At 35.7% G+C, this 19,921-nt stretch carries 19 protein-coding genes; 4 read left to right on the top strand and 15 right to left on the bottom strand.

The window, feature by feature from the left end:
• Positions 1–7: 7 nt before the first annotated feature.
• Together ISU00_RS07440 and ISU00_RS07445 are read right to left on the bottom strand one after the other, a co-directional pair.
• The gene (locus ISU00_RS07440) at positions 8–3,103 is read right to left on the bottom strand and encodes a SusC/RagA family TonB-linked outer membrane protein (protein WP_228853424.1); all 3,096 of its coding nucleotides are present in this window, start codon (positions 3,101–3,103) and stop codon (positions 8–10) included.
• Positions 3,104–3,391: 288 nt separating this feature from the next.
• Positions 3,392–4,336 (bottom strand): NAD-dependent epimerase/dehydratase family protein, encoded by a 945-nt coding sequence (locus ISU00_RS07445; RefSeq protein WP_228853425.1) that lies wholly within the window; start codon positions 4,334–4,336, stop codon positions 3,392–3,394.
• Between the two features lie 98 nt (positions 4,337–4,434).
• Between ISU00_RS07445 and ISU00_RS07450 the strand changes: the two genes are divergently transcribed.
• Both ISU00_RS07450 and ISU00_RS07455 read left to right on the top strand, forming a co-directional pair.
• Positions 4,435–4,965: a hypothetical protein gene (locus tag ISU00_RS07450; RefSeq protein ID WP_228853426.1), complete on the top strand. Its 531-nt coding sequence runs from the start codon at positions 4,435–4,437 to the stop codon at positions 4,963–4,965.
• A gap of 83 nt (positions 4,966–5,048) precedes the next feature.
• On the top strand, positions 5,049–7,145 hold the full coding sequence (locus ISU00_RS07455) for a M13 family metallopeptidase (protein WP_228853427.1): 2,097 nt from the start codon (positions 5,049–5,051) through the stop codon (positions 7,143–7,145).
• A 30-nt stretch (positions 7,146–7,175) separates the two neighbouring features.
• On the opposite strand, the gene ISU00_RS07460 is transcribed toward ISU00_RS07455, so the two are convergent.
• Positions 7,176–7,889, bottom strand: coding sequence for a tetratricopeptide repeat protein (locus ISU00_RS07460; protein ID WP_228853428.1), 714 nt, complete (start codon positions 7,887–7,889; stop codon positions 7,176–7,178).
• 79 nt (positions 7,890–7,968) lie between these two features.
• Positions 7,969–8,781, bottom strand: coding sequence for a Rossmann-fold NAD(P)-binding domain-containing protein (locus ISU00_RS07465; protein WP_228853429.1), 813 nt, complete (start codon positions 8,779–8,781; stop codon positions 7,969–7,971).
• Between the two features lie 74 nt (positions 8,782–8,855).
• Between ISU00_RS07465 and ISU00_RS07470 the strand changes: the two genes are divergently transcribed.
• A complete protein-coding gene (locus tag ISU00_RS07470; protein WP_228853430.1) occupies positions 8,856–9,323 on the top strand; it encodes a CBS domain-containing protein in 468 nt (155 codons plus the stop codon).
• A 32-nt stretch (positions 9,324–9,355) separates the two neighbouring features.
• Here ISU00_RS07470 and ISU00_RS07475 read toward each other — a convergent pair whose 3' ends face one another.
• The 3 genes from ISU00_RS07475 to ISU00_RS07485 form a co-directional block, all read right to left on the bottom strand.
• The gene (locus tag ISU00_RS07475; RefSeq protein WP_228853431.1) at positions 9,356–10,315 is read right to left on the bottom strand and encodes a hypothetical protein; all 960 of its coding nucleotides are present in this window, start codon (positions 10,313–10,315) and stop codon (positions 9,356–9,358) included.
• 84 nt (positions 10,316–10,399) lie between these two features.
• Positions 10,400–10,747 carry a hypothetical protein gene (locus ISU00_RS07480; protein WP_228853432.1) on the bottom strand — a complete coding sequence of 116 codons (348 nt, stop codon included), beginning with the start codon at positions 10,745–10,747 and terminating at the stop codon, positions 10,400–10,402.
• A 55-nt stretch (positions 10,748–10,802) separates the two neighbouring features.
• Positions 10,803–11,555, bottom strand: a complete 753-nt coding sequence (locus tag ISU00_RS07485) for a class I SAM-dependent methyltransferase (protein ID WP_228853433.1) — start codon at positions 11,553–11,555, stop codon at positions 10,803–10,805.
• A gap of 305 nt (positions 11,556–11,860) precedes the next feature.
• Here ISU00_RS07485 and ISU00_RS07490 point away from each other — a divergent pair, with 305 nt between their 5' ends.
• Entirely contained in the window at positions 11,861–12,646 is a 786-nt protein-coding gene (locus ISU00_RS07490; RefSeq protein ID WP_228853434.1) for a hypothetical protein, read from the top strand.
• A 73-nt stretch (positions 12,647–12,719) separates the two neighbouring features.
• Here the strand turns inward: ISU00_RS07490 and ISU00_RS07495 are convergent, their stop codons facing one another.
• The 8 genes from ISU00_RS07495 to ISU00_RS07530 all read right to left on the bottom strand — a co-directional run bounded on the left by ISU00_RS07495 (position 12,720) and on the right by ISU00_RS07530 (position 19,764).
• Positions 12,720–13,022 carry a DUF1330 domain-containing protein gene (locus ISU00_RS07495; RefSeq protein ID WP_228853435.1) on the bottom strand — a complete coding sequence of 101 codons (303 nt, stop codon included), beginning with the start codon at positions 13,020–13,022 and terminating at the stop codon, positions 12,720–12,722.
• A 117-nt stretch (positions 13,023–13,139) separates the two neighbouring features.
• Positions 13,140–13,712 carry a TMEM175 family protein gene (locus ISU00_RS07500; protein WP_228853436.1) on the bottom strand — a complete coding sequence of 191 codons (573 nt, stop codon included), beginning with the start codon at positions 13,710–13,712 and terminating at the stop codon, positions 13,140–13,142.
• Positions 13,709–14,875, bottom strand: coding sequence for an exo-alpha-sialidase (locus ISU00_RS07505; protein WP_228853437.1), 1,167 nt, complete (start codon positions 14,873–14,875; stop codon positions 13,709–13,711). The genes ISU00_RS07500 and ISU00_RS07505 overlap by 4 nt, the downstream gene beginning before the upstream one ends.
• Before the next feature lie 354 nt (positions 14,876–15,229).
• Positions 15,230–16,399: an MFS transporter gene (locus tag ISU00_RS07510; RefSeq protein WP_228853438.1), complete on the bottom strand. Its 1,170-nt coding sequence runs from the start codon at positions 16,397–16,399 to the stop codon at positions 15,230–15,232.
• A 43-nt stretch (positions 16,400–16,442) separates the two neighbouring features.
• Positions 16,443–16,787, bottom strand: a complete 345-nt coding sequence (locus ISU00_RS07515; RefSeq protein ID WP_228853439.1) for an iron chaperone — start codon at positions 16,785–16,787, stop codon at positions 16,443–16,445.
• Positions 16,788–16,811: 24 nt separating this feature from the next.
• Positions 16,812–17,849 carry a cytochrome d ubiquinol oxidase subunit II gene (gene cydB / locus ISU00_RS07520; RefSeq protein WP_228853440.1) on the bottom strand — a complete coding sequence of 346 codons (1,038 nt, stop codon included), beginning with the start codon at positions 17,847–17,849 and terminating at the stop codon, positions 16,812–16,814.
• A gap of 9 nt (positions 17,850–17,858) precedes the next feature.
• Complete coding sequence (locus tag ISU00_RS07525) at positions 17,859–19,235, bottom strand: cytochrome ubiquinol oxidase subunit I (RefSeq protein WP_228853441.1); 1,377 nt, start codon at positions 19,233–19,235, stop codon at positions 17,859–17,861.
• An 82-nt stretch (positions 19,236–19,317) separates the two neighbouring features.
• Positions 19,318–19,764, bottom strand: a complete 447-nt coding sequence (locus ISU00_RS07530) for a YybH family protein (protein WP_228853442.1) — start codon at positions 19,762–19,764, stop codon at positions 19,318–19,320.
• Between the last annotated feature and the right edge of the window lie 157 nt (positions 19,765–19,921).

Genomic DNA, 19,921 nt, shown 5'->3' on the forward strand with positions numbered 1-19,921 from the left:
AATTTTTTTAAAAAGTTGCGCTTAGCCCTAAGGTTATCGTTCTTGGTCTCGGAAAACTCGTATAATCAATTCCCAAAGATGGAAGATCATTCAAAGGCTTACTTACGTTAACCTCTGGATCTAAACCAGAATAATCCGTAATTACAAATAAATTTTGGCCAGTTAAGGATATTCTAAAGCTATCAAATACACTGTCTTCGACAGGAACTTGGTAGGCTAAACTTAGTGTTTGCATACGAATAAAGTCACCTTTTTCTAAAAATCTAGTGGATACATCCGGAGCGTTTGCCGGTGATTCACCATTAGTTAATACATCTTTGGTTACGTTTTTACCTCCATTAATAATACCTGCAGTAAAGAATGCGTTAGCCGAATTGTTGTAAATATATTGCCCAAATTGTCCTGTAAGGAAAGCATCAAGACTCCATCGTTTATAAGTTAACGTAGTATTAAAACCAGCATTTACTTTTGGGAGAGCAGATTTCCCTACCAATTCTTGAACATCTCCGTTAGGATAAATACTAATACCATTACTATCAAAACCGCCAAATTCTCTTAGGAAATACGAAAATAGAGGTTCACCATCTGTTAAAACCTGTGCAAATGCTCCAGTTAAACCATTTCCGTTAATATCTCCAGTGTTTATCTGTCCCTGGAAGTCTTGAACCTCATTTTTGTTGTATGAAATATTAAATCCTGCAGTCCAGAAAAGATCTTCCTGTTGAATTACATCGTAATTTATTGAAAATTCTGCTCCATAATTTATAACACTGGCATCGATGTTGGAAAAGTTAAAATCCTGTGGTGAAGGTGCAGCAGTTGCGGATTTTAACAATAAATCTGCCGTGCTTTTATAATAAAGATCAAGGGAACCACTTAATCGATCATTTCCAAATCCATAATCAATACCAAAATTGTATTGGGTTGTTTCTTCCCATTTAAGATCTGCATCTGGGTATGATTGAATAGCTAATCCAGGAACATCAACGTTTCCGCTGTTCTGAATTCCGGGTGCTGCGTAGCGTTGTCTAAACAGATAATTTCCATATCCAAGACCGTCTTGAGATCCTGTAATCCCAAAACCGAGCCTTAATTTTAAGGTTGAAACACTCTCCCCTATAAAATCTTCTTCATGCATTTTCCAAGCAAATGCTGCAGATGGAAACCAACCATATTTATCATTTGGTCCAAATCTTGTTGAACCATCCACTCTTAAAGTAGCTGTAAATAAATATTTATTGGCGATTGTATAATTAGCTCTTGTAAAGTACGATTGCAATTCGTCTGTGTAGTCAAAACGATCATAAGTAAATGATGTTAAGCTTGCGCCATTCGGAACACTTAAACCGGTTTGAGAATCTGCAAAAAGCCTATTAACTGCTAACCCTGATAAATTTGGAGCATACATTGCTTGTTGAAAATCTCCGCTTACAGCCCCTAGGACCCTACTTCTTGTTGCATTGATTTGATCTTGCATACGCGAATGACTTGAGGAACTAAACCCAAATCCAACTGAAGTATTTCCATAGCGTTGAAAACTTTGATAAGAATATCCAACTAATATTTCAAGATTAGAATTTTCGAATTCCTTGGTATAATTTAATGTTGCATCTAAAAGTTCATTTTTTGTATTTACAACACTATAAGCTCCTTTTCCAAATCCGGGAACTCCATTGTTAATACCTACCGTAGCTGCGTTTAATGTTTGGTAGCGATTGCCTTTAGATTCATCATAACCCAAAGCAATTTTAGCAGTTAAATTTGGTAGGATACTATATTCAACGGATCCATTAACTAAAATTCTATCGGTATCCGCCACATCTCGGTAGGATTCTAATAAGTTCGCAGGATTTAATTCTGCACCTCCGGGATCAAATGTTGGGTCATTTGGCCAAGTTGGGTTTGCAAAATAGGCTGCTGCAATCAAATCTCCCTGTGCGGGTGCTGTATTACCTATAAAAGGGGTTTCATCATTAACTCGAGAAATAGTACCATTTAAGTCTATTTTTAATTTGTCATCAAAAAGACGTTGACGGAAATTTAATCGGCCAGTAATTCTTTCTTGTGAAGAATTAACCATAATACCTTGTTGATTTTGGTACCCAAAGGAAGCTCTAACATTACCTGAGCCATAATTTTGGGAATAAGCCAAATCCACTATTGGAGAAATTGTATGTCGAGTGATAACATCTTGCCAATCGGTATTGTTGCCAAAATCACGATCATCAGGGTTATTGCCATATTGTGCAATAGCTCCCAAATATTCATTTCTATCCAACAGATCAAATTCATTAGCAGGAGTTGCACTTGCAAAGCTAGCATTTACTTCCCATTTACCTCCAGTAGATCCTTTACGTCCAGATTTTGTTGTGATTAAAACGACACCATTTGCACCACGTGATCCATAAATTGCAGTTGCGGAAGCATCTTTCAAGATACTAATACTTTCAATATCATTTGGATTAAGGAAGTTGAGAGGATTCCTAGCAGAAGTGGCCCCACCTCCCAAATCTGTTCCGGCACCTTGAGTATCATCCGCGGCCAATGGGATACCATCAACAACGAATAAAGGGTTATTATTAGATCGTACAGAGGCTGTACCTCTAATCCGAATATTCACTCCTGCTCCAGGTTCACCACTTGCTTGTGTTATTTGTACCCCAGCGGTTTTACCTTGGATTAATTGTTCTGGGGAGGATATAACTCCCTTTTGGAAATTTTCTGAACTTACAACATCAACAGCACCTGTGGCATCTTTCACGGCCTGGGTACCATAACCAATCACCACCACCTCATCAAGGATCGCTGCATCTTCCGCCATAGTAACATTAATTGAAGTCCTTCCATTTACTGGAATTTCTTGAGTTTGGTAACCCAGGAAGCTGAATACCAAAACGGCATCATCTGATACGTCAATAGTATAATTTCCATCAAAGTCAGATTGGGTACCAGTTGTGGTCCCTTTAACTATGATGTTAACCCCCGGGAGGGGGCCTGCTGCATCAGACACCGTTCCTGAAACAGTTGTCTGAGCAAAAACAAAACTCCCACATAGCATCAATACCATGGGGAGCCATAGATTTCTAAGTAGCTTGTTTTTCATATTGCCTAATTATTCGAGTTAGTAAAAGTTTGTTTTAGCCTAAGTTGCATTGAAAATAAGAGAAACTTTATCATATTCCTAAATTTTGAGATCTTTTATTGTTAAAATCTCAATTAAGAATATTTTAAATGTGGTTTATACATTTATAAAGTATATTTTCAGCGTGAAAACAAATGTTAGCAATTGTTGTGTAAATACGAAAAAATTAACCTAAAACTATTCAATTTTTTCTCGAAATCGTTTTCGGAAACCAAAAAATAAGTGTTTTCTTACGAATGTTTAATGATGTTAATCGATTTTGATGTTTGTTAACATCACGTCCGTTATTTGTTTTAGGGTAAATTTTGGCTTCCAGTCCCAGTCTTGTCTTGCAATTGAATCATCAATGCTCTGCGGCCAAGAATCTGCTATTGCCTGGCGGAAATCTGGATTGTATGAAATTTTAAAATCTGGAAGGTTTTCAGTTATTGTAGCTGCTATTTCTTCAGGAGTAAAGTCTACAGCACCTAAATTATAAGATGATCTAATTTTGATTTTTTCGGCAGGTGCATCCATTAATTGTAGTGTGCCTTCTATAGCATCATCCATATACATCATAGGAAGGCGGGTGTCTTTGGATAGAAAACATTCGTACTGCCCTGTTTTTAATGCTTCATAATAAATCTCAACAGCATAATCGGTTGTTCCTCCTCCTGGTTTTGTTTTATAACTAATCAAACCAGGATATCTCAAACTTCTTACGTCAACATTATAATTGTTGAAATAGTATTCGCACCATCTTTCTCCAACTTGTTTTGTTATGCCATAAACTGTTGAGGGTTCCATTATGGTTCTTTGGGCGGTATTTTCTTTAGGGGTAGTTGGGCCAAAAACGGCTATACTCGATGGCCAAAACACCTTTTTAATAAACCCCTCCTTGGCAAGATTAAGTACATGGAACAAGGTGTTCATATTTAAATCCCAAGCCTTCATTGGATATTTTTCACCTACAGCACTTAACATTGCTGCCATTAAGTAGACCGTATGGATTTTATTTCTGTCCACACATTTTTTTACTTCGGTGTAATTGTTCGCATCTAGAATTTGAAACAAACCTGAGTTTACCACTTCAGAATTATTATAGCTTATATCACTAGCAATAACATTTTCAATACCATAAATCGACCTTAATCTAGCGGTAAGTTCTGAGCCTATTTGTCCACAGGCACCAATAATGAGAATTTTTGAAGACATGAACTTTAATTAGTGTTTTGCAAAAATAATAAGAATGCAAATTTTAGACTGATTATCTTCAATTCCTATTTACTTATTTTTGCAAAAGAATTTACCCTATGAAATCCTTACTTATAATTTGTTTTGGTTTACTGCTTACAATTTCTTGCAATGAAAAAAGTAAGCAGCAGGATATTGAAGCTGATGAAGTGCAGGAATCAAAATCAGGAGAAATAACTGCTGCTGACATAGAATCACTGAAAATATTAGAGTTTGGGCTGAGTATTGATGGCCAAAAATCGGTTGAAGATTGGGGGGCATTTCAAACAATGATTTTAGAGATTGAAAATTTAAAATCGGGTGACTTAAACTTTTTCAAACAAGAATCAGAAATTATTAGAACGCAGATCGGGGAAATGAATTCAAGTATTCCAGATAACATTAAATCTAAACCAATACAGGCTCGATTATTAGCTCTTAACACTAAATTACTCCTTATGAATAATTTATTGAGACTTCAAAATATTTCTAAGTCAGAAAAGTTGGAATCTATACGGGAATTTCTTGTAGCCTATTCCAACTTACTTCTTCAAATCAATAAAAAATTAGAATTGGATTCGAATATTAATGTTCAAAAAACTCAATCCTAAAAAGACCTTTTCTATTAACAGTGTAACAAATTTTGTCAACTTCCGTCTAAATAGGCGTAAATTCGGAAACCAAAACCCAAAGAATGAAATTAAATAGAATTACCGTTCCCATGGTGGCCGTGCTGCTTATGGGACTTTCCTCTTGCAAGGAAGAAAAAAAGGAACAGGCTATTGATAATAATAAAGAAATTGAGTCTGCTTTAGATATCAAAAACCTAGATACTACTGTAAAACCAGCTGATGATTTCTATAAATATGTGAATGGAACATGGCTGGCAACAGAGCAGATTCCTGGAGACCGTTCTAGTTGGGGAAGTTTCCAAGCTCTTGCCCAAAAAACAGATGAAGATGCTTTAGGAATTTTAAAGCAAGCTATGAATGATGATCCTGACTTAAGAACCATTAAAATAGTTCCTGGATCAGATCAAGAGAAGGCGGTATTCCTTTATGAAACAATCGTTGATACAGTTACTAGACAGGAGCAGGGAATAGAACCTATAAGGCCTATTTTAAACAGTATTGAAAAATTAAAAAACATTCAGGATCTTCAAGCCTATCTTATTGAAATGGAGCCAAAAGGACCTAGCGCTTTGTTTGGTTTCGGAGTAGGAGCAGATGCAAAGGACAGTAACATGAACATCGGGTATATTTCTCCTGGCGGTTTAGGCTTGCCAGAAAAGGATTATTATACCAAAGAGGATGATAAGTCAGTTGAAATTAGAGAAAAGTATGTTGACCATGTTTCTCGTATGTTGCAATTTATTGGAGAATCGCAAGATGATGCAATAAAAGATGCTAAATCTGTTTTGGCTTTTGAAACCAAGTTGGCAAAGGCGCAGATGGATAAGGAAGAAAGAAGAAATCCTGAAAAGCGTTATAATCCAACCTCGATTTCTGATTTGCAAAAGATTGTAACAAACATTGAATGGAATGAATATTTCCAAGGATTGGGAATATCTGAAATAGATACCGTTGTTGTAACAGATCCAGGTTATTTTAAAGCTTTAGATAAAGTTTTGACAATAGGTAATATCTCAACTTGGCAAACTTATCTTAGATGGCATACCATTGATAATGCTGCCAACAAACTTTCACCAGAAATTGAAAAGGCAAATTGGGATTTTTTCAGTAAAGAACTCAACGGAACAAAAGAACAACGTCCAATAGAGGAACGTGCGTTACAGACTCTTAATTGGTCTATTGGGGAAGCGTTAGGGAAACTTTATGTAGATCAAAAATTTCCTCCTGCTGCTAAGGAGAAAGCTGAAAAGATGATTGAAAATGTCATCTTGGCGTATGAAAATCGCATTCAACAATTGGATTGGATGAGTGAGCAAACAAAAAAGCAAGCCATTGAAAAGCTTAAAGCCACCAAGATCAAAGTGGGTTATCCTGACACTTGGAAAGATTATTCAGATTTGGAGGTGATGGATCCAGAAAATGGCGGTAGTTACTACCAAAATATGCTAAATGTTAGCGAATGGAACTTTAAAGATCAAATTGGTGATTTAGGGAAACCAGTTGATAAAAGCGAGTGGTTTATGGCTCCTCAAATTGTTAATGCATATTTCAACCCTTCCTATAATGAAATAGTTTTTCCAGCTGCAATACTTCAACCCCCTTACTATAATTACAAAGCTGATGACGCTGTAAATTATGGGGGAATGGGAGCTGTTATTGGACATGAAATTTCGCATAGTTTTGATGACCAAGGTGCAAAATTCGATAAAGATGGGAATTTAAAAAATTGGTGGACCGAAAGCGATTACGAAAGGTTCAAAGAATTGGGTGAAGCTTTGGCGAGACAGTATGATTCTTTGGAAGTTTTACCAAATGTGAATGTGAATGGAGCATTTACTTTGGGAGAGAATATTGGTGATCTGGGAGGCCTAAATGCTGCTTATGATGCACTGCAAATGAGTTTAGAAAAAAATGGCCGACCTAGTGAAATTGATGGTCTTACACCCGAACAGCGGTTTTTTATGAATTGGGCAACCGTATGGAGAACCTTAAGTACTGATGAATATTTAAATAACCAGGTGAAGACCGATCCTCATTCTCCAGGTATGTTTAGAGCTATACAACCCCTAAGAAATATAGATGCTTTTTACGAAGCATTTAATATCCAAGAGGGTGATGCAATGTTCTTGCCTCCTGATGAGCGTGTAAGAATATGGTAATAAAAAAGCAGCCTTTTGGCTGCTTTTTTATTAATTGTTTGTTTTAGGTTGTGCCTTTGGAGGATTCTTTTTTGCGTTAAGTGCATCCTTAGTTATCCTGGCCATGTTGAAGTTAGGAGCCTCGGTTAAAGCTTGATCCATAAAACCTATTGCTGCATCGAGATTTCCTACCTGATCTTCATTAAATAGAGCTATTCCTTTTAAGTACAAAAAGCCAGCTTTTAAAGGTACCTCATAAGGTTGTTGAGACTCGAAATAGGCGCGTTTCATATCTGCGGTAACATTTGCTAAGCCATATTCAATGTCCCTTTTAGCACCGACTACATTGTTGGTTTGCATTTTCAAATCTGCCAATTCGTATGCAATGGCTGGAGCTGGTTTTCTTTTAAATAATTCCTGATATTGTTCTAAGGCCCGCTGAGGTTGATTTACAGCTTTCAATGCAATAGCCTTTACCTCAATATTCATATCCGTATCTGTTGGTTTAATGTCTATACCTATGGTATTAAGGGCTTGAACATATCGTCCTTCGGTAGTGTAAATGTAGGCAAGCGTATCTCTCCTGGCTTGAGAAGGGCTTACCACTTCTAGGTGGGTCATTGCATTAATCATACCTTGAACATCACCATGTTCGCGCATCATTTTATAGTATTGCTCAAAATGCTTTTTTAATTGGGCATTGTCTTGCGCCGTCATACCAATGGCTCCGATCAACATCAGGCTTACTAACAAAACTTTTTTCATTGTAATTTATCTAAAGGTTATTTTTTTCAGGCCCCAAATCTAAACATTTATGTTATATAATTCTCGATACTTCAAGTATTTAATAAATTGGGTGTTTGTATTTAAAAGACAATAATTCTTGTCCCAATTGCGAATTAATTCTTTTTCCTATACTCACGGAATTGAAATCGAATTGTGGAACAGGTAATTTCATTTTGTTACAAATATGTTGATAGTATTCACTTTTTGATGGATGTTCTGGGAAGACAGCATTAATGGTATATCCAAATGCATTCTTCCCAATAATTTTTAGGATTAAACCAATACAGTCTTCTCTGTGGATAAGGTTAATTGGAGCTTTTGGATTTTTAACATTCATTTTCCCAGATAATATCCGCGCTGGATGGCGATCATTCGCTACAAGTCCACCGAACCTTATTATAGTAGTTTTCAGATTGGGCTGTGTTTTTAATAGTACTTCACTTTTCAGCAGTTGTTTCCCGGCTTTCGATTCGGGCTTGGTTGGTGATGATTCGTCATATATAGGAAATGGGAATCCATTTTCATAAACTGAAGTTGAACTCACGAAAATGATATTCTTTAATTCGCTTGAATGTATATGTGGTAGTAGAGTTTTAATCTTTTTTGTAAAATCACCCATAGGGTTTGTTCTAAGTTTAGGGGGAATGTCAATAATCAATGTTTCAGAATTTGATAAAAAATCATCGAATGGGCCGATTACCTTATTTTCAAAAACTTCAATTTTATATCCTATTATGCCACTTTCATTCAATTGAGCGACCCCATTTTCTGAGGTTTTTGATCCCTTGATATGATATCCAGCATTTTTCAGGGTAAGTGCCAAAGGAAAACCTAACCAACCACAACCTAGAATACTAATTCCTTCTTTCATGAGTCACTGCTATGAGAATGTTTGCGAAAATTAACTTATTTTAAGTAAATTTAAAGAGATTAAAATCAACTAACATGGGCATTAAAAGTTTTATAGCTTCAAGGAAGCAGAGTAAGAACGTTTCCCAAAACGTACCAATTAAAGTGAGTGATTACATGACGCGTAAATTAATTACTTTTCGTCCTGAACAATCTATTGAAGAGGTAATTCAATCCCTTATAAAGCACAAAATTTCTGGTGGTCCTGTTGTAAATGAACGAAAAGAATTAATCGGGATTATTTCAGAAGGCGATTGCCTCAAACAAATTAGCGACAGCCGGTATTACAATATGCCATTAGAGCAACAAAACGTTGAACATCGAATGGTAACTAATGTTGAAACCATAGATGGGAATATGAATGTCTTTGATGCTGCCAATAAATTCCTCGAGTCTAAAATCCGTCGTTTTCCAATAGTAGAAAAGGGTAAATTGGTAGGGCAAATAAGTCAAAAAGACATTTTAAAAGCAGCCATAAAATTAAAAGGGCAAACTTGGAAGTAATGCCCTTTAATTAGACCATTTTTTATTGCGGCTTAGTATTCTGAAACATTAGCAATTTCAAAAATCCTGCTGTTTTCACCATTTACCAATTTGTATTGAATTTGCCTCATTTTGCCTGAACCCTCAATAGGAAACCTCCTTACGAGACTTGCTTCAATAAGTGCAAATTCATCTTTGCCATTATACCCTTTTGAAGCCTCAGCATTATTTGTAATTGGCGGAAGATAAACCATGCTCATAGATTTGTTATTATTACCTGAATATGCGATAACATCATTATTGCCAATGTTATCTTTTGTGAATAAAAGAATTTCTGGAGATCCGTCACGGTTAAGGTCCTCAACTTCGGCATCTACAATTTCCCCTTCGATAGTATGGGTTAATAGATCAGGACGCATTTCTGGTCCATATGGCATTATTGTAACTTGTGTGCTTCCTCCTTCTGGTTTGCTAGTAACATAAAACCCAATATTCTCCAGTTTCAAATTCTTTGAAAATATAGTATTGTCGACTTGATCTTTATCTAAATCACCTTCAATTTTGGTATAGGTTCCTTCCAATGTAGCACCACCTGAGCAAAAGAAATATAAAGTGGTATTGTCTTCTGGGTTTTCAGGTTTAATGGAAATTTGATTATCTGTAAATGAAAATAAAATGGTCTTTCCTTCGTACCAGGTTTGGTAAGTATTTTCATCAATTTTCTCTGCTTTAGCGTCCCATGTACAAGTAGGTTTTTTTTGGTCTGCCCTAGACCTTACCGAAACGTGTAAAGTGTTGTCTTCATTATTAGAAACCCTAACCCCAACCCAATCAAAGCCTTCACCTCGTTTAGAATAGCTATCATCTACATAGCTTCCCGAAATAGAAGCTGTTTCAACAACTATTTCGTTCTCAGGAGTAGATAAAATAGCCTTTGGTTCTTCAGTTTTAGTTTCGTTTTTACAACTCAATGCCATAAATCCGGCAATAAGTAATAGATATGGTGTTTTCATATTTAAAAATTATATGTTTCAAAGTTACTCCCAAAAATTATAAAAGGCATGTAGCTTACACAAAATAAGTGTGGTAACTAAAGATTATTCTCTTCGTACCAAGGCTAAGTAATTATTTTCTATGGGAAGATACCCTTGATCATAAACGAAATAATAAATGCTTCCGGCTTTTGTAGTATAGGTACTAGTGTAGTAATTGAAATCGAATCCTTTTTCTGCCAATTTTTGTTTGGAGACCGTGGTTTTTTGTTCTGGATTAAACTCTTGTAGGATGCGATGGTTTTTGCGAAGGATGTTATTTATATTTCTTATTTGGTTGGTTGAATCTTTATTCAGGCGGTTATTATAAGTATTTCTGCATGCATCACTACAAAACTTTTTGTCAACCCTGCCGACAATTTTTTCTCCACATTCGGGACAGACTTTTGGCATTTACCTAATCAATTTATTACAGTTAAAATTATGAATTTTAGATTAAAATGTTTGCCTAATAGGGCTTTTTGAAAAGCCTCAAAAATATTGGGAAAATCACAGTTCTTTCGCCATTCCATATTTCCGATAGGTTTTCTCTTAATTTAATGGTGGGATCTGATCCGTTGGATTTCTTAAAGTTTTTCACTGCCGACCAAGAGGATATATAACCAATAAAATGGTCTAAACTCCATTGAATTTTAAATTCAAAGAAATACTTAACAGGGATTTCTTCGAATGTAAAGTCCAAGTCCTCGTAATGTTTTTCTATCGATTTACGCTCCTTATTCCAATATTCCCCAACTGTTTTATTATAAAATTGGTCGACTATCATGTCAATTTTTTGGTTTACCATTATCAGATCATATCCCCAAATTGCAAGGGTTCCATCAGGTTTAAGTACTCTTTTGGCCTCAGTATTAAAGGTATCTAAGTCAAACCAATGTACTGCTTGTGCTACACAAATTAAATCGAAATAATCAGATTCAAATTCGGTAGATTCGGCTCGTTGAATTAAATAAGTTATGTTGTCTTGATTGGTTGCAAGATTTAATTGGTTTTGGCTTATGTCAGTGGCAAAAACTTCTTTGAATTTTTTTGAGAGCATTATTGCAGCTTGTCCATTACCTGTTCCACAATCCCAAGCTTTGTCAAAATATCGGCAATGGCCATAAATAAATTCAAACAATTCTTTTGGATAGGATGGTCTATATTTTTGATATCCCTGCGATAATTCCGAAAAATGGTCTTTTATTCCTTTCAACTTCAATTTAATAATTAGGTTGGTTTCTAAGGTTCCTTAAAAATATAACCAGAGGTTACTAAAATGTTTGTATTTAACATACAAATAGCTTTTAAAAGTAAAATAAACGGGTAATGGATTTAGGGAAGACAAATACTCTCTTTTCTTTAAATACCTTTAGCTTATTCTATGTTATTAGAAACTAATAATTTATTATCTTTAAGGTGCTTCGCAAAATCTATCTCATTATAATTTTTTGCCTCAGATAGCTCTCCAATCACCATGAAGACTACAATTTAGGGCTGTATCTAATTAACTAAAACCAATAAATTATGAGACGTTTATTCATTTTAACGTTTGTACTAACGTTTGTGATGCCATTAAGAGCACAAAACCAATTACCTGAAAAATTTTTTCTGATCATGGAATTAATGAAGGTTGATAATGAACAAGAGGATTCCTATTGGGAGACTGAGGAGTTTTGGCAAAAAATTCATGAAAAAAGAGTAGAGGCTGGTGAAATTATAGGATGGGACTTATGGCAATTATTGCCAGGAGGTGAAGATCAAGGTTACCAATATGCTACAGTAACTGTATTTTCAGATGCGAAAAAAATGTTGGGCCCATCGGACCTTATGGCCTCAGCAAAAAAAGCATATCCAAATATGTCTGAAGCAGATTTGAATAAAAAACTCAACAGTGCCAGTAAAACTAGGGATCTTGCCGTTCGATTATTTTTGGAAGTTTTGGCACATACCAAAGGAGATTTTGAAATCAAGGAAGGTATCCTAGCTAACATTGATTTTATGAAAGCTGATTTTTCAAATTATGACGCCTATGAAACTATGGAGCAAAAAATCTTTCAACCTATGCACCAACAGCAGGTTGATAGAGGTGAAAAGGGTTCGTGGGAATTATTAAGAATTATGATACCTATTGGCTCTGAGGCCTTTGCTTCCCATATAACAGTAAATATGTTTGAAAACCTAGATCAATTACTGATGGAGGGTGAGGGTATGACGTTCACGCCTGCTCAGCAAAAAGAAATGCAGGAGGGAATGGAAACACGCGATCAGAAGTGGACCTATTTGGCAAGGCTGGTTCGAATGGTTCGTTAAGAATAACTATTAAAAGAAAAGCCAACCTTAGGTTGGCTTTTCTTTTTAATTTAATTGGTTGAGATAATTTTTCTTATTCATTTGGTGGGATAAATTCTTGAGCCAAATAGATTGAATTGTTTTTGGTGCTTTCTAATCTGATTTTTTTAACCGATGCGTATTCAGGATCATTAAACCAATTCATAGCGGATTCTTCATTGGGGAATTTAAGAACCACAGCCACACCACGGTCATCCCCTTCAATTTTCTTTGGATTCATATCTGCTGCCAAAATTTCTGCACCATGCTTAAACAATAGGGGTACTACCAATGGAACATACGGTTCGAAACTTTTGGGGTCTTCAATGTCATAAGTAATCAATAGATATACAGCCATACTGAACAATGTTAAAAAGTGAAATTTGGTAAGTGGAGATAAACTAAAGTTAAGAATTCTTTGGTTTATCCTTTCAACTTTCAGTCCAAATTTGAATTAAAAGTTGAAACCCTAGGTTTAATTAATTGTTCGTTCTATTCTTTTATCCGGAATCAACCACATTAAGGCAACCAAAATATAGCCTGAAGCTGATAGCCAAGGATTCACCCAACATAACAAAATAGAAATTATATAAACGATGGGGGAAATTTTTCCTTTAATGTCTTTTCCAATTGCTTTGGCTAAAATTGAATTTTCACCTTGGGATTTTATAATTTGATTTTGCAAAATGAAATAGGCTATTGCAGCCATTAAAAGAACGAAACCGTACAACGCCATAGGGACTGTTTCAAAATGGTTTTCACCCATCCATCCAGTGGTAAAGGGTACTAGTGAAAGCCAAAAAAGCAGATGTAAATTTGCCCAGAGAATACCTCCAGAAATTTTAGTAACGGTATGAAGCATATGGTGATGATTATTCCAATAGATGCCTAAATAAATGAAGCTAAGTACATAACTGAGAAAAATTGGAATTAAAGGCTTTAAATCTGAAGATTCGGAACCATGCGGGACCTTAATTTCCAGAACCATTATAGTAATTACAATGGCCAACACACCATCGCTAAAAGCTTCAAGTCTACCTTTGTTCATTGTGTTGAATTTAAGGAAATACTTTTTAATGGAATACGAGTCAACTCTATGGTCTCCTTGTTGGTTGCATAGCCCACATATAAATAATCGTTCCATATAACGCTCTTGGGGTAACTAAACCCTTTCCTTTTGTACTTACCTTCAAATTGAATTTCTGGTAAGTCTGAACCTCCATTCCTCAAAAGGTAGGATTTTGTAAAATGCTTGCCATCTTTGCTTAGGGTAATCGCCAAAGGGAAACGATTTTTATTACCTGAGGGGTTATTAATAATGAATGCTGTTCCGTCAACTAGGTTTCCGGCGCTTTGCTTGGCTCTACTATCGGGCATATTTACAATTACCGGATCAGTCCAACTAACACCTAGGTCGTTACTGATTGCTGCTAGTTGTTTAAAACTGCTTTCCTGATCTCTAAAAACCATTACAATTGAACCATCTGATTGGGTAAACCAACTTGGCTCGATACCTCTGCTCATGTTGTCATTTGATTGTGGCATCTTAATTTTTCCCATAGTCCAACCCCTAATTGCAGAAGGATTGTCGGTAAAGGAGGGTGTAATTTTTAACCCTGGTTGCATATGAAATGCAGTAAGTATTCTGCCGTTTACCAATGTATCTAAATCCTGTTCAATTATTCCTTTAATAGGGAAGTTTTCTGCGTTAAGGACAGGTTTCTCCGGACTCCATTTTAATCCATTTTTGGACACCTTATAATGTGTAAATCCTTGTTTTTTCTTTCCGTTATAAGGCCAAACATTAATAAAGGCTATCAAATCATCATTGAAACTCCACCAACCACCAGAAGTTTTTATGCCGCCATTCCATGGTTTTGTAAGCTGTGTTGGGGCCGACCAATTTTCCCCATCCTTACTATAGCTATAGAGTATTTGAGTGCCATTCTCATCTTCATTCTTTTTGGAGCTTTGCCACATTGCAAATAATTTGTCTTGAAATGGATAGAGTACAACTCCATGATTATACTGATGCTTATTTATAACAGGCATAAATATGGTGATATTTTCAATTCCATTTGGATAGTTTAGCCCAAGTGATAGACTGTCTGAAGTGTCAAAAAAATTATCAACTTCATAAGGTTTGGATTGGGCCTCAATTGGGATTGAAAGAAAAATTACGAGTAGTATTGAAATGAGTTTAATAATCATTTGAAACTTCACGATTTATCCATTTTTATTTTTAAATCAACAAGGTGTTTTAATGAAATGCTAATTTAATGTCTATATGTGAATACATCAGTTTTTAAATCCTTGTTTCAATTTCTTCAAAAAGAATAGACCGGCGATTATAGTAATTGCAATATTATCCTCTGAATTGGAATTACCAACTTTTTGATCTTGGGAATCAATATTGCAATAATAAATATGATTCCCTTTTCAATACAATCGGATAAAAAATCGGTAAATGGAATTAATTCGTTAACGACCTCAAATGAATATGATTCGCGAAATAAAACAATTAAATGAATCTCAAATTAAGGTTCTGTTTAAGATACTTTCGTTTTATCTCTTTTTAAATAAATGGGTTAGTCCAAATATAGGACCAAGAGCTAGCAGTAAATAAATAAATGTGGATGACAATATACTTCCAAGATAAGTAATTAATTGTATGCTGAAAATGGTTACTGCAAACCCTATGCAATTAACTATTGTCAGGGCTGTTCCTTTTATTTCTGGATTTGCATTCTTCGCTACTAAAGTTGAAAATAATGGCGAATCCGCAACTACCATAAACCCCCAAAATAATAATACTGCCAAAAAGAGTTCAAGGGTATCTAATTGAAAAATAAAAGGAGAGATTAGGCAACAAAAACCTGAACAAAATAACGCAAGGCCAGCTATTCTCTTGGCACCGCGTTTAATTGACAATTTGCCAGCAACCGCACAACCAATGCTGCCCATAGCAATAATTAAAAATGACCAAAGGGAAATATTTAAATCTATTTTGGGATGAATATTCTTATAAGTAAGCAAAAGAACCGGTACCAAAGCCCAAAAGGTATAGAGTTCCCACATGTGTCCAAAATAACCGAATGCCGCAGACTTGAAAGATTTGTTTTTAAAAACTTTAAAAAATGCTGAAAGATGAATATTTGGCATGGCTTTTCGATGGGGACCTGGAGGCACTGTAAATTTCATTAAAAAACCACCAACGATTGAGGCTATGGAAACTGATAAAACTACTGAAGTCCAATTGAGGTCCGTACCCATTCCTTTGATGGCATGTGGAAAAGAAGTGCCTAATACCAATGCTCCGACTAAATACCCTAAAGATTTTCCTAAATCTTTATCGTAATAGTCAGCGGCAATTTTCATTCCGACAGGATAAATGCCCGCCAAAAAAAATCCGGTTCCAAATCTCAAACTTGCAAGACTTAATAAATTATTATTTGGAAGGTTTAGACCAAGATTGAATAAAGCTGCGATTAATGCACAACCAAAAAATACATTAGATGGAAGAAAGCGGTCGGCGATATTTAAAAGGGCAAATAAAAGTGTCCCAATAATAAATCCTAATTGTACTGCAGATGTCAAAAAGCCAAGGGCGTCATTTTGTAGTCCAAAGACTGAAATTAAATCACTCATCACCGCATTTCCAGCGAACCATAGAGACGTACAGCAGAATTGTGAAATAACAATAACTGGAAGTATATGTTTTGGGATGGCTTTCAAAAATGTAAAACTTACCCTAAATATAAATCAATTCTCGGCCTTTTTATTTTTGATCAATTTCATTTTGCTTATACACGACCATCTCTTCAATTAATTTATAAGGAATAGGTTTATTTAATGGAAATTGAACCGATCCTTTGCCAGATTTATATGATTGAAGTTTATCCTTGAAATATTGATGGGCTGAAGGAGTGGCATAAACCCCTATGTGATTTTTGAAGGCTGCATAATAGATCAGTGGCTGTCCTTTGTATTTATATGCGGGCATTCCATAAGCGATTTCTTCTTCTGCATCTGGGACCTGATTTAATATTATTTTTCTTATTCCAATTAAAATGTCCTGTACATCCCCAGAAAAACTTGAAATATAAGATTTTACATCTGCCATAATTTAGTTCCCATTATTGTTTTCCTAATAACTTGTTTCGTCTAAAGTAACCTTGCCTCTAAATGTTCTGTAGACAAAGGCCGTATAACCTAACACCAATGGTGCCCCTATAGCAACAATGGTAAGCATTATTTTGAGTGATTTTGTAGAAGCGGCCGCATTATAAATTGTAATGGTGTACTTAGGGTCTATGGAGGACATCAACAAATCTGGGTACAACTCTATTGAAACTAATACTAATAAAAGGGCTATGGTTAAGGAGGAAAAAAAGAATGCCCGTTTGAATTTACGCTTACTTGCCAATCTCGGTACATTGGCTATGCTCAAAAAAACTAGAACTGGAACAAAGAATAGCAATGGATTGCTTTTAAATTCGTCAGATAAATGCGGTATGTAGAGTAAGGTGTAAAGCGTAGTTATCCCAAAACTAACCATGAAAAAAATCATTCCCTTTTTAAGCAGAAAGGTTAATTTAGTATAAAGTCTCCCTTCTGTTTTTAGTAGAAGATAAATTGCGCCATGTGACATAAAAAGTGATAAAGTGGTAATTCCTGTCATTAGTGCATAAGGATTTAAGAATTCAAGGAATGGACCTCCAGTATATTCAAAATTTTCACCTATGGCAATTCCTTGCAATACATTTCCCAGAACAACCCCTAGCAAAAAAGCCAACATGATACTTGAGATACTATAACAAATATCCCATAATTTTCTCCACCATATCATTTCTTCCTTGCTGCGAAATTCTATAGCTATCGCCCTGAAAATTATGAACATTAAGAAAAGCATGAATGGGATATAAAGTGAAGAAAAGAAAGTTGCATACATTATTGGAAAGCCCGCGAATAAGGCGCCTCCACCAATAACCAACCACACCTCATTTCCATCCCAAACTGGTCCTACTGCATTCAATGCTATCCTTCGGCTAAGTTCTTTTTTGAAAAATAAATGCCAAGCACCTGCTCCAAAATCAAAACCGTCTAGTATGGCATAACCAGAGAAAAGTCCCCCGACAACCAAAAACCACCAAGTTGGATAATCTAAACCTAAAAATGTTTCCATAAATTTTATTTATCCGGTTATTGCTTCAGAGATTTCTTTAGTTAATGGCCTATCATCTTCCTCTGAGTCATCATAAGGCCCATGTTTAATTTTTTTATTCAATAAGTACAGGAAAAGTATGAGTAAAAGACTGTAAACGAATAAAAATAATATTAAGGAAAATAAGATTTGATTGTCGGTTACAGCTTGTGAAAAGGCTTCAGACGTTCTAAGATGTCCGTAGACCACCCATGGTTGACGCCCCATTTCGGCAGCAAACCATCCTACCTGGTTTGCAATTTGTGGAAGGAACACGGCAAAAACAAAAGCCCACAGCAACCAACGTTGTTTAAATAATTTTCGCCTTTTCCATTGGATACTTGCGTATACGGTTAATATAATTAATGCAATTCCAATAGCAACCATAATATGGTAAAACTGGAAAACAGCATTTATTTGCGATGGTATCTCGTCCTTTGGAAAATCATTTAAACCCTGTACGGGCGCTTCAAAATCATAGTGTAGGAGAAAGGATAATCCTCCCGGAATTTTTAATCCCGTAACAGATTTATTCTTTTTGTCCACCCATCCCATGACGTACATATCTGCTGGTGCATTGGCATCAAAATGACCTTCAAGTGCTGCCAATTTAGCGGGTTGGTTTTTAGCAACTCCTTCAGCAGATTTATGTCCGGCAAATAATTGCGCCAGAGAAAAAATCGTTGCCACCGTTAATGCAATTTTAAAAGCTTTTTTAGAGATTATTATAAACCGACCTTTTAAAATATAGTAAGCGTGGACACTTAAAACCAAGAAAGCACCGGCCAAAAAAGCACCAAGCCAAACATGAAGTAGTCTATCAACACTAGAAGGATTGAAGACCATTGCCCAAAAATCTGTTATTTCTGCACGTGCATTTAGCCCTTCACCAACTATATGGTAACCAGCAGGCGTTTGTTGCCAACTATTAGCGACTACTATCCAAACGGCGGAAAACATGGAGCCTAAAAACACGCCCACAGTTGCCACAAAATGCACCCATGGTTTTACTCGATTCCATCCAAAAAGTAGTACTCCGAGAAAACCACTTTCAAGTGCAAAAGCAAAAATTCCCTCTGCCGCTAGAGCACTGCCGAAAACATCTCCTACATATCTTGAATAGGTGGCCCAATTCGTGCCAAATTCAAATTCCATTACAATCCCTGTGACCACCCCAATTCCAAAAGTGAGTGCAAAAATCTTGGTCCAGAATTTAGCTAGGGTATGGTAATCTTTAATTTTTGTTTTTATGTATAATCCTTCAAAAATTACCATTAAAAGCCCCAAACCGATGCTTAAGGGAGGGTATATGTAATGGAAAGCAATTGTAAAAGCAAATTGTATTCTTGCGAGAATTTCAGTGTCCATAGGCTGAGGTATTGTTCATTGGACTGGGGAGTTTTTGAAATATATGCAAAACAAAGTTCGGTATTCTCTATTTAAATGCCATCTAATCAAACACAAATTTCCAACTACCATCTTCCTGTCGTTTCCATACAGTGTGAAAAATTCCTGTTTCTATTTGGGAATTACCTAAAGAGTCTGTTTTTGTCATTTCATACTCACCATAAGTATAACCCATATCACCGGAAGATGAAACATCCACAAAATCAGGAGCCCATTTAAGATTTAAAGATTTCAGGATCTCCTCTTTATTTGCGAAATCGGACTGTATTGCTTCTTTTCCTATAATTAGTTTGTTATTCCGCATTAAAACCGCATTGTCGTCGGCATAGGTTAAAAAAGCATCAGCTATGCCTTTCTCTTGAGCCAAATTAGAAAATGCATTTTCTGCATCTCTTATTTCATTTTCCCATTGTTCTTTAAGGGGAATGCGTTCTTCTTTACAATTAAAATTAAGCAAGACAAGACACATAATTAAAAATAGATTCTTCATAAGAAAAAGGTCATAACGTTATTACTGAGTGAAGAGCCTTAAAGATAGCGAATCTTCCTAAGTTCGTAAATTAGGTGAAGGATATTTGGCATTAAAAAGCCTATTTAATTTGATTGGTGTTGAAGTCTTAATTTACTGTTCCTTGCCAATTGTGTTG

It is taken from the genome of Aegicerativicinus sediminis, from assembly GCF_015476115.1.
Lineage (GTDB): Bacteria > Bacteroidota > Bacteroidia > Flavobacteriales > Flavobacteriaceae > Aegicerativicinus > Aegicerativicinus sediminis.

Coding starts and splice junctions, on each gene's coding strand:
- ISU00_RS07525 (WP_228853441.1), bottom strand. CDS start 19,235: ATGGACACTGAAATTCTCGCAAGAATACAATTTGCTTTTACAATTGCT.
- ISU00_RS07530 (WP_228853442.1), bottom strand. CDS start 19,764: ATGAAGAATCTATTTTTAATTATGTGTCTTGTCTTGCTTAATTTTAAT.
- ISU00_RS07475 (WP_228853431.1), bottom strand. CDS start 10,315: ATGAAAACACCATATCTATTACTTATTGCCGGATTTATGGCATTGAGT.
- ISU00_RS07455 (WP_228853427.1), top strand. CDS start 5,049: ATGAAATTAAATAGAATTACCGTTCCCATGGTGGCCGTGCTGCTTATG.
- cydB (WP_228853440.1), bottom strand. CDS start 17,849: ATGGAAACATTTTTAGGTTTAGATTATCCAACTTGGTGGTTTTTGGTT.
- ISU00_RS07495 (WP_228853435.1), bottom strand. CDS start 13,022: ATGGCTGTATATCTATTGATTACTTATGACATTGAAGACCCCAAAAGT.
- ISU00_RS07480 (WP_228853432.1), bottom strand. CDS start 10,747: ATGCCAAAAGTCTGTCCCGAATGTGGAGAAAAAATTGTCGGCAGGGTT.
- ISU00_RS07470 (WP_228853430.1), top strand. CDS start 8,856: ATGGGCATTAAAAGTTTTATAGCTTCAAGGAAGCAGAGTAAGAACGTT.
- ISU00_RS07515 (WP_228853439.1), bottom strand. CDS start 16,787: ATGGCAGATGTAAAATCTTATATTTCAAGTTTTTCTGGGGATGTACAG.
- ISU00_RS07505 (WP_228853437.1), bottom strand. CDS start 14,875: ATGATTATTAAACTCATTTCAATACTACTCGTAATTTTTCTTTCAATC.
- ISU00_RS07500 (WP_228853436.1), bottom strand. CDS start 13,712: ATGAACAAAGGTAGACTTGAAGCTTTTAGCGATGGTGTGTTGGCCATT.
- ISU00_RS07460 (WP_228853428.1), bottom strand. CDS start 7,889: ATGAAAAAAGTTTTGTTAGTAAGCCTGATGTTGATCGGAGCCATTGGT.
- ISU00_RS07450 (WP_228853426.1), top strand. CDS start 4,435: ATGAAATCCTTACTTATAATTTGTTTTGGTTTACTGCTTACAATTTCT.
- ISU00_RS07490 (WP_228853434.1), top strand. CDS start 11,861: ATGAGACGTTTATTCATTTTAACGTTTGTACTAACGTTTGTGATGCCA.
- ISU00_RS07465 (WP_228853429.1), bottom strand. CDS start 8,781: ATGAAAGAAGGAATTAGTATTCTAGGTTGTGGTTGGTTAGGTTTTCCT.
- ISU00_RS07440 (WP_228853424.1), bottom strand. CDS start 3,103: ATGAAAAACAAGCTACTTAGAAATCTATGGCTCCCCATGGTATTGATG.
- ISU00_RS07445 (WP_228853425.1), bottom strand. CDS start 4,336: ATGTCTTCAAAAATTCTCATTATTGGTGCCTGTGGACAAATAGGCTCA.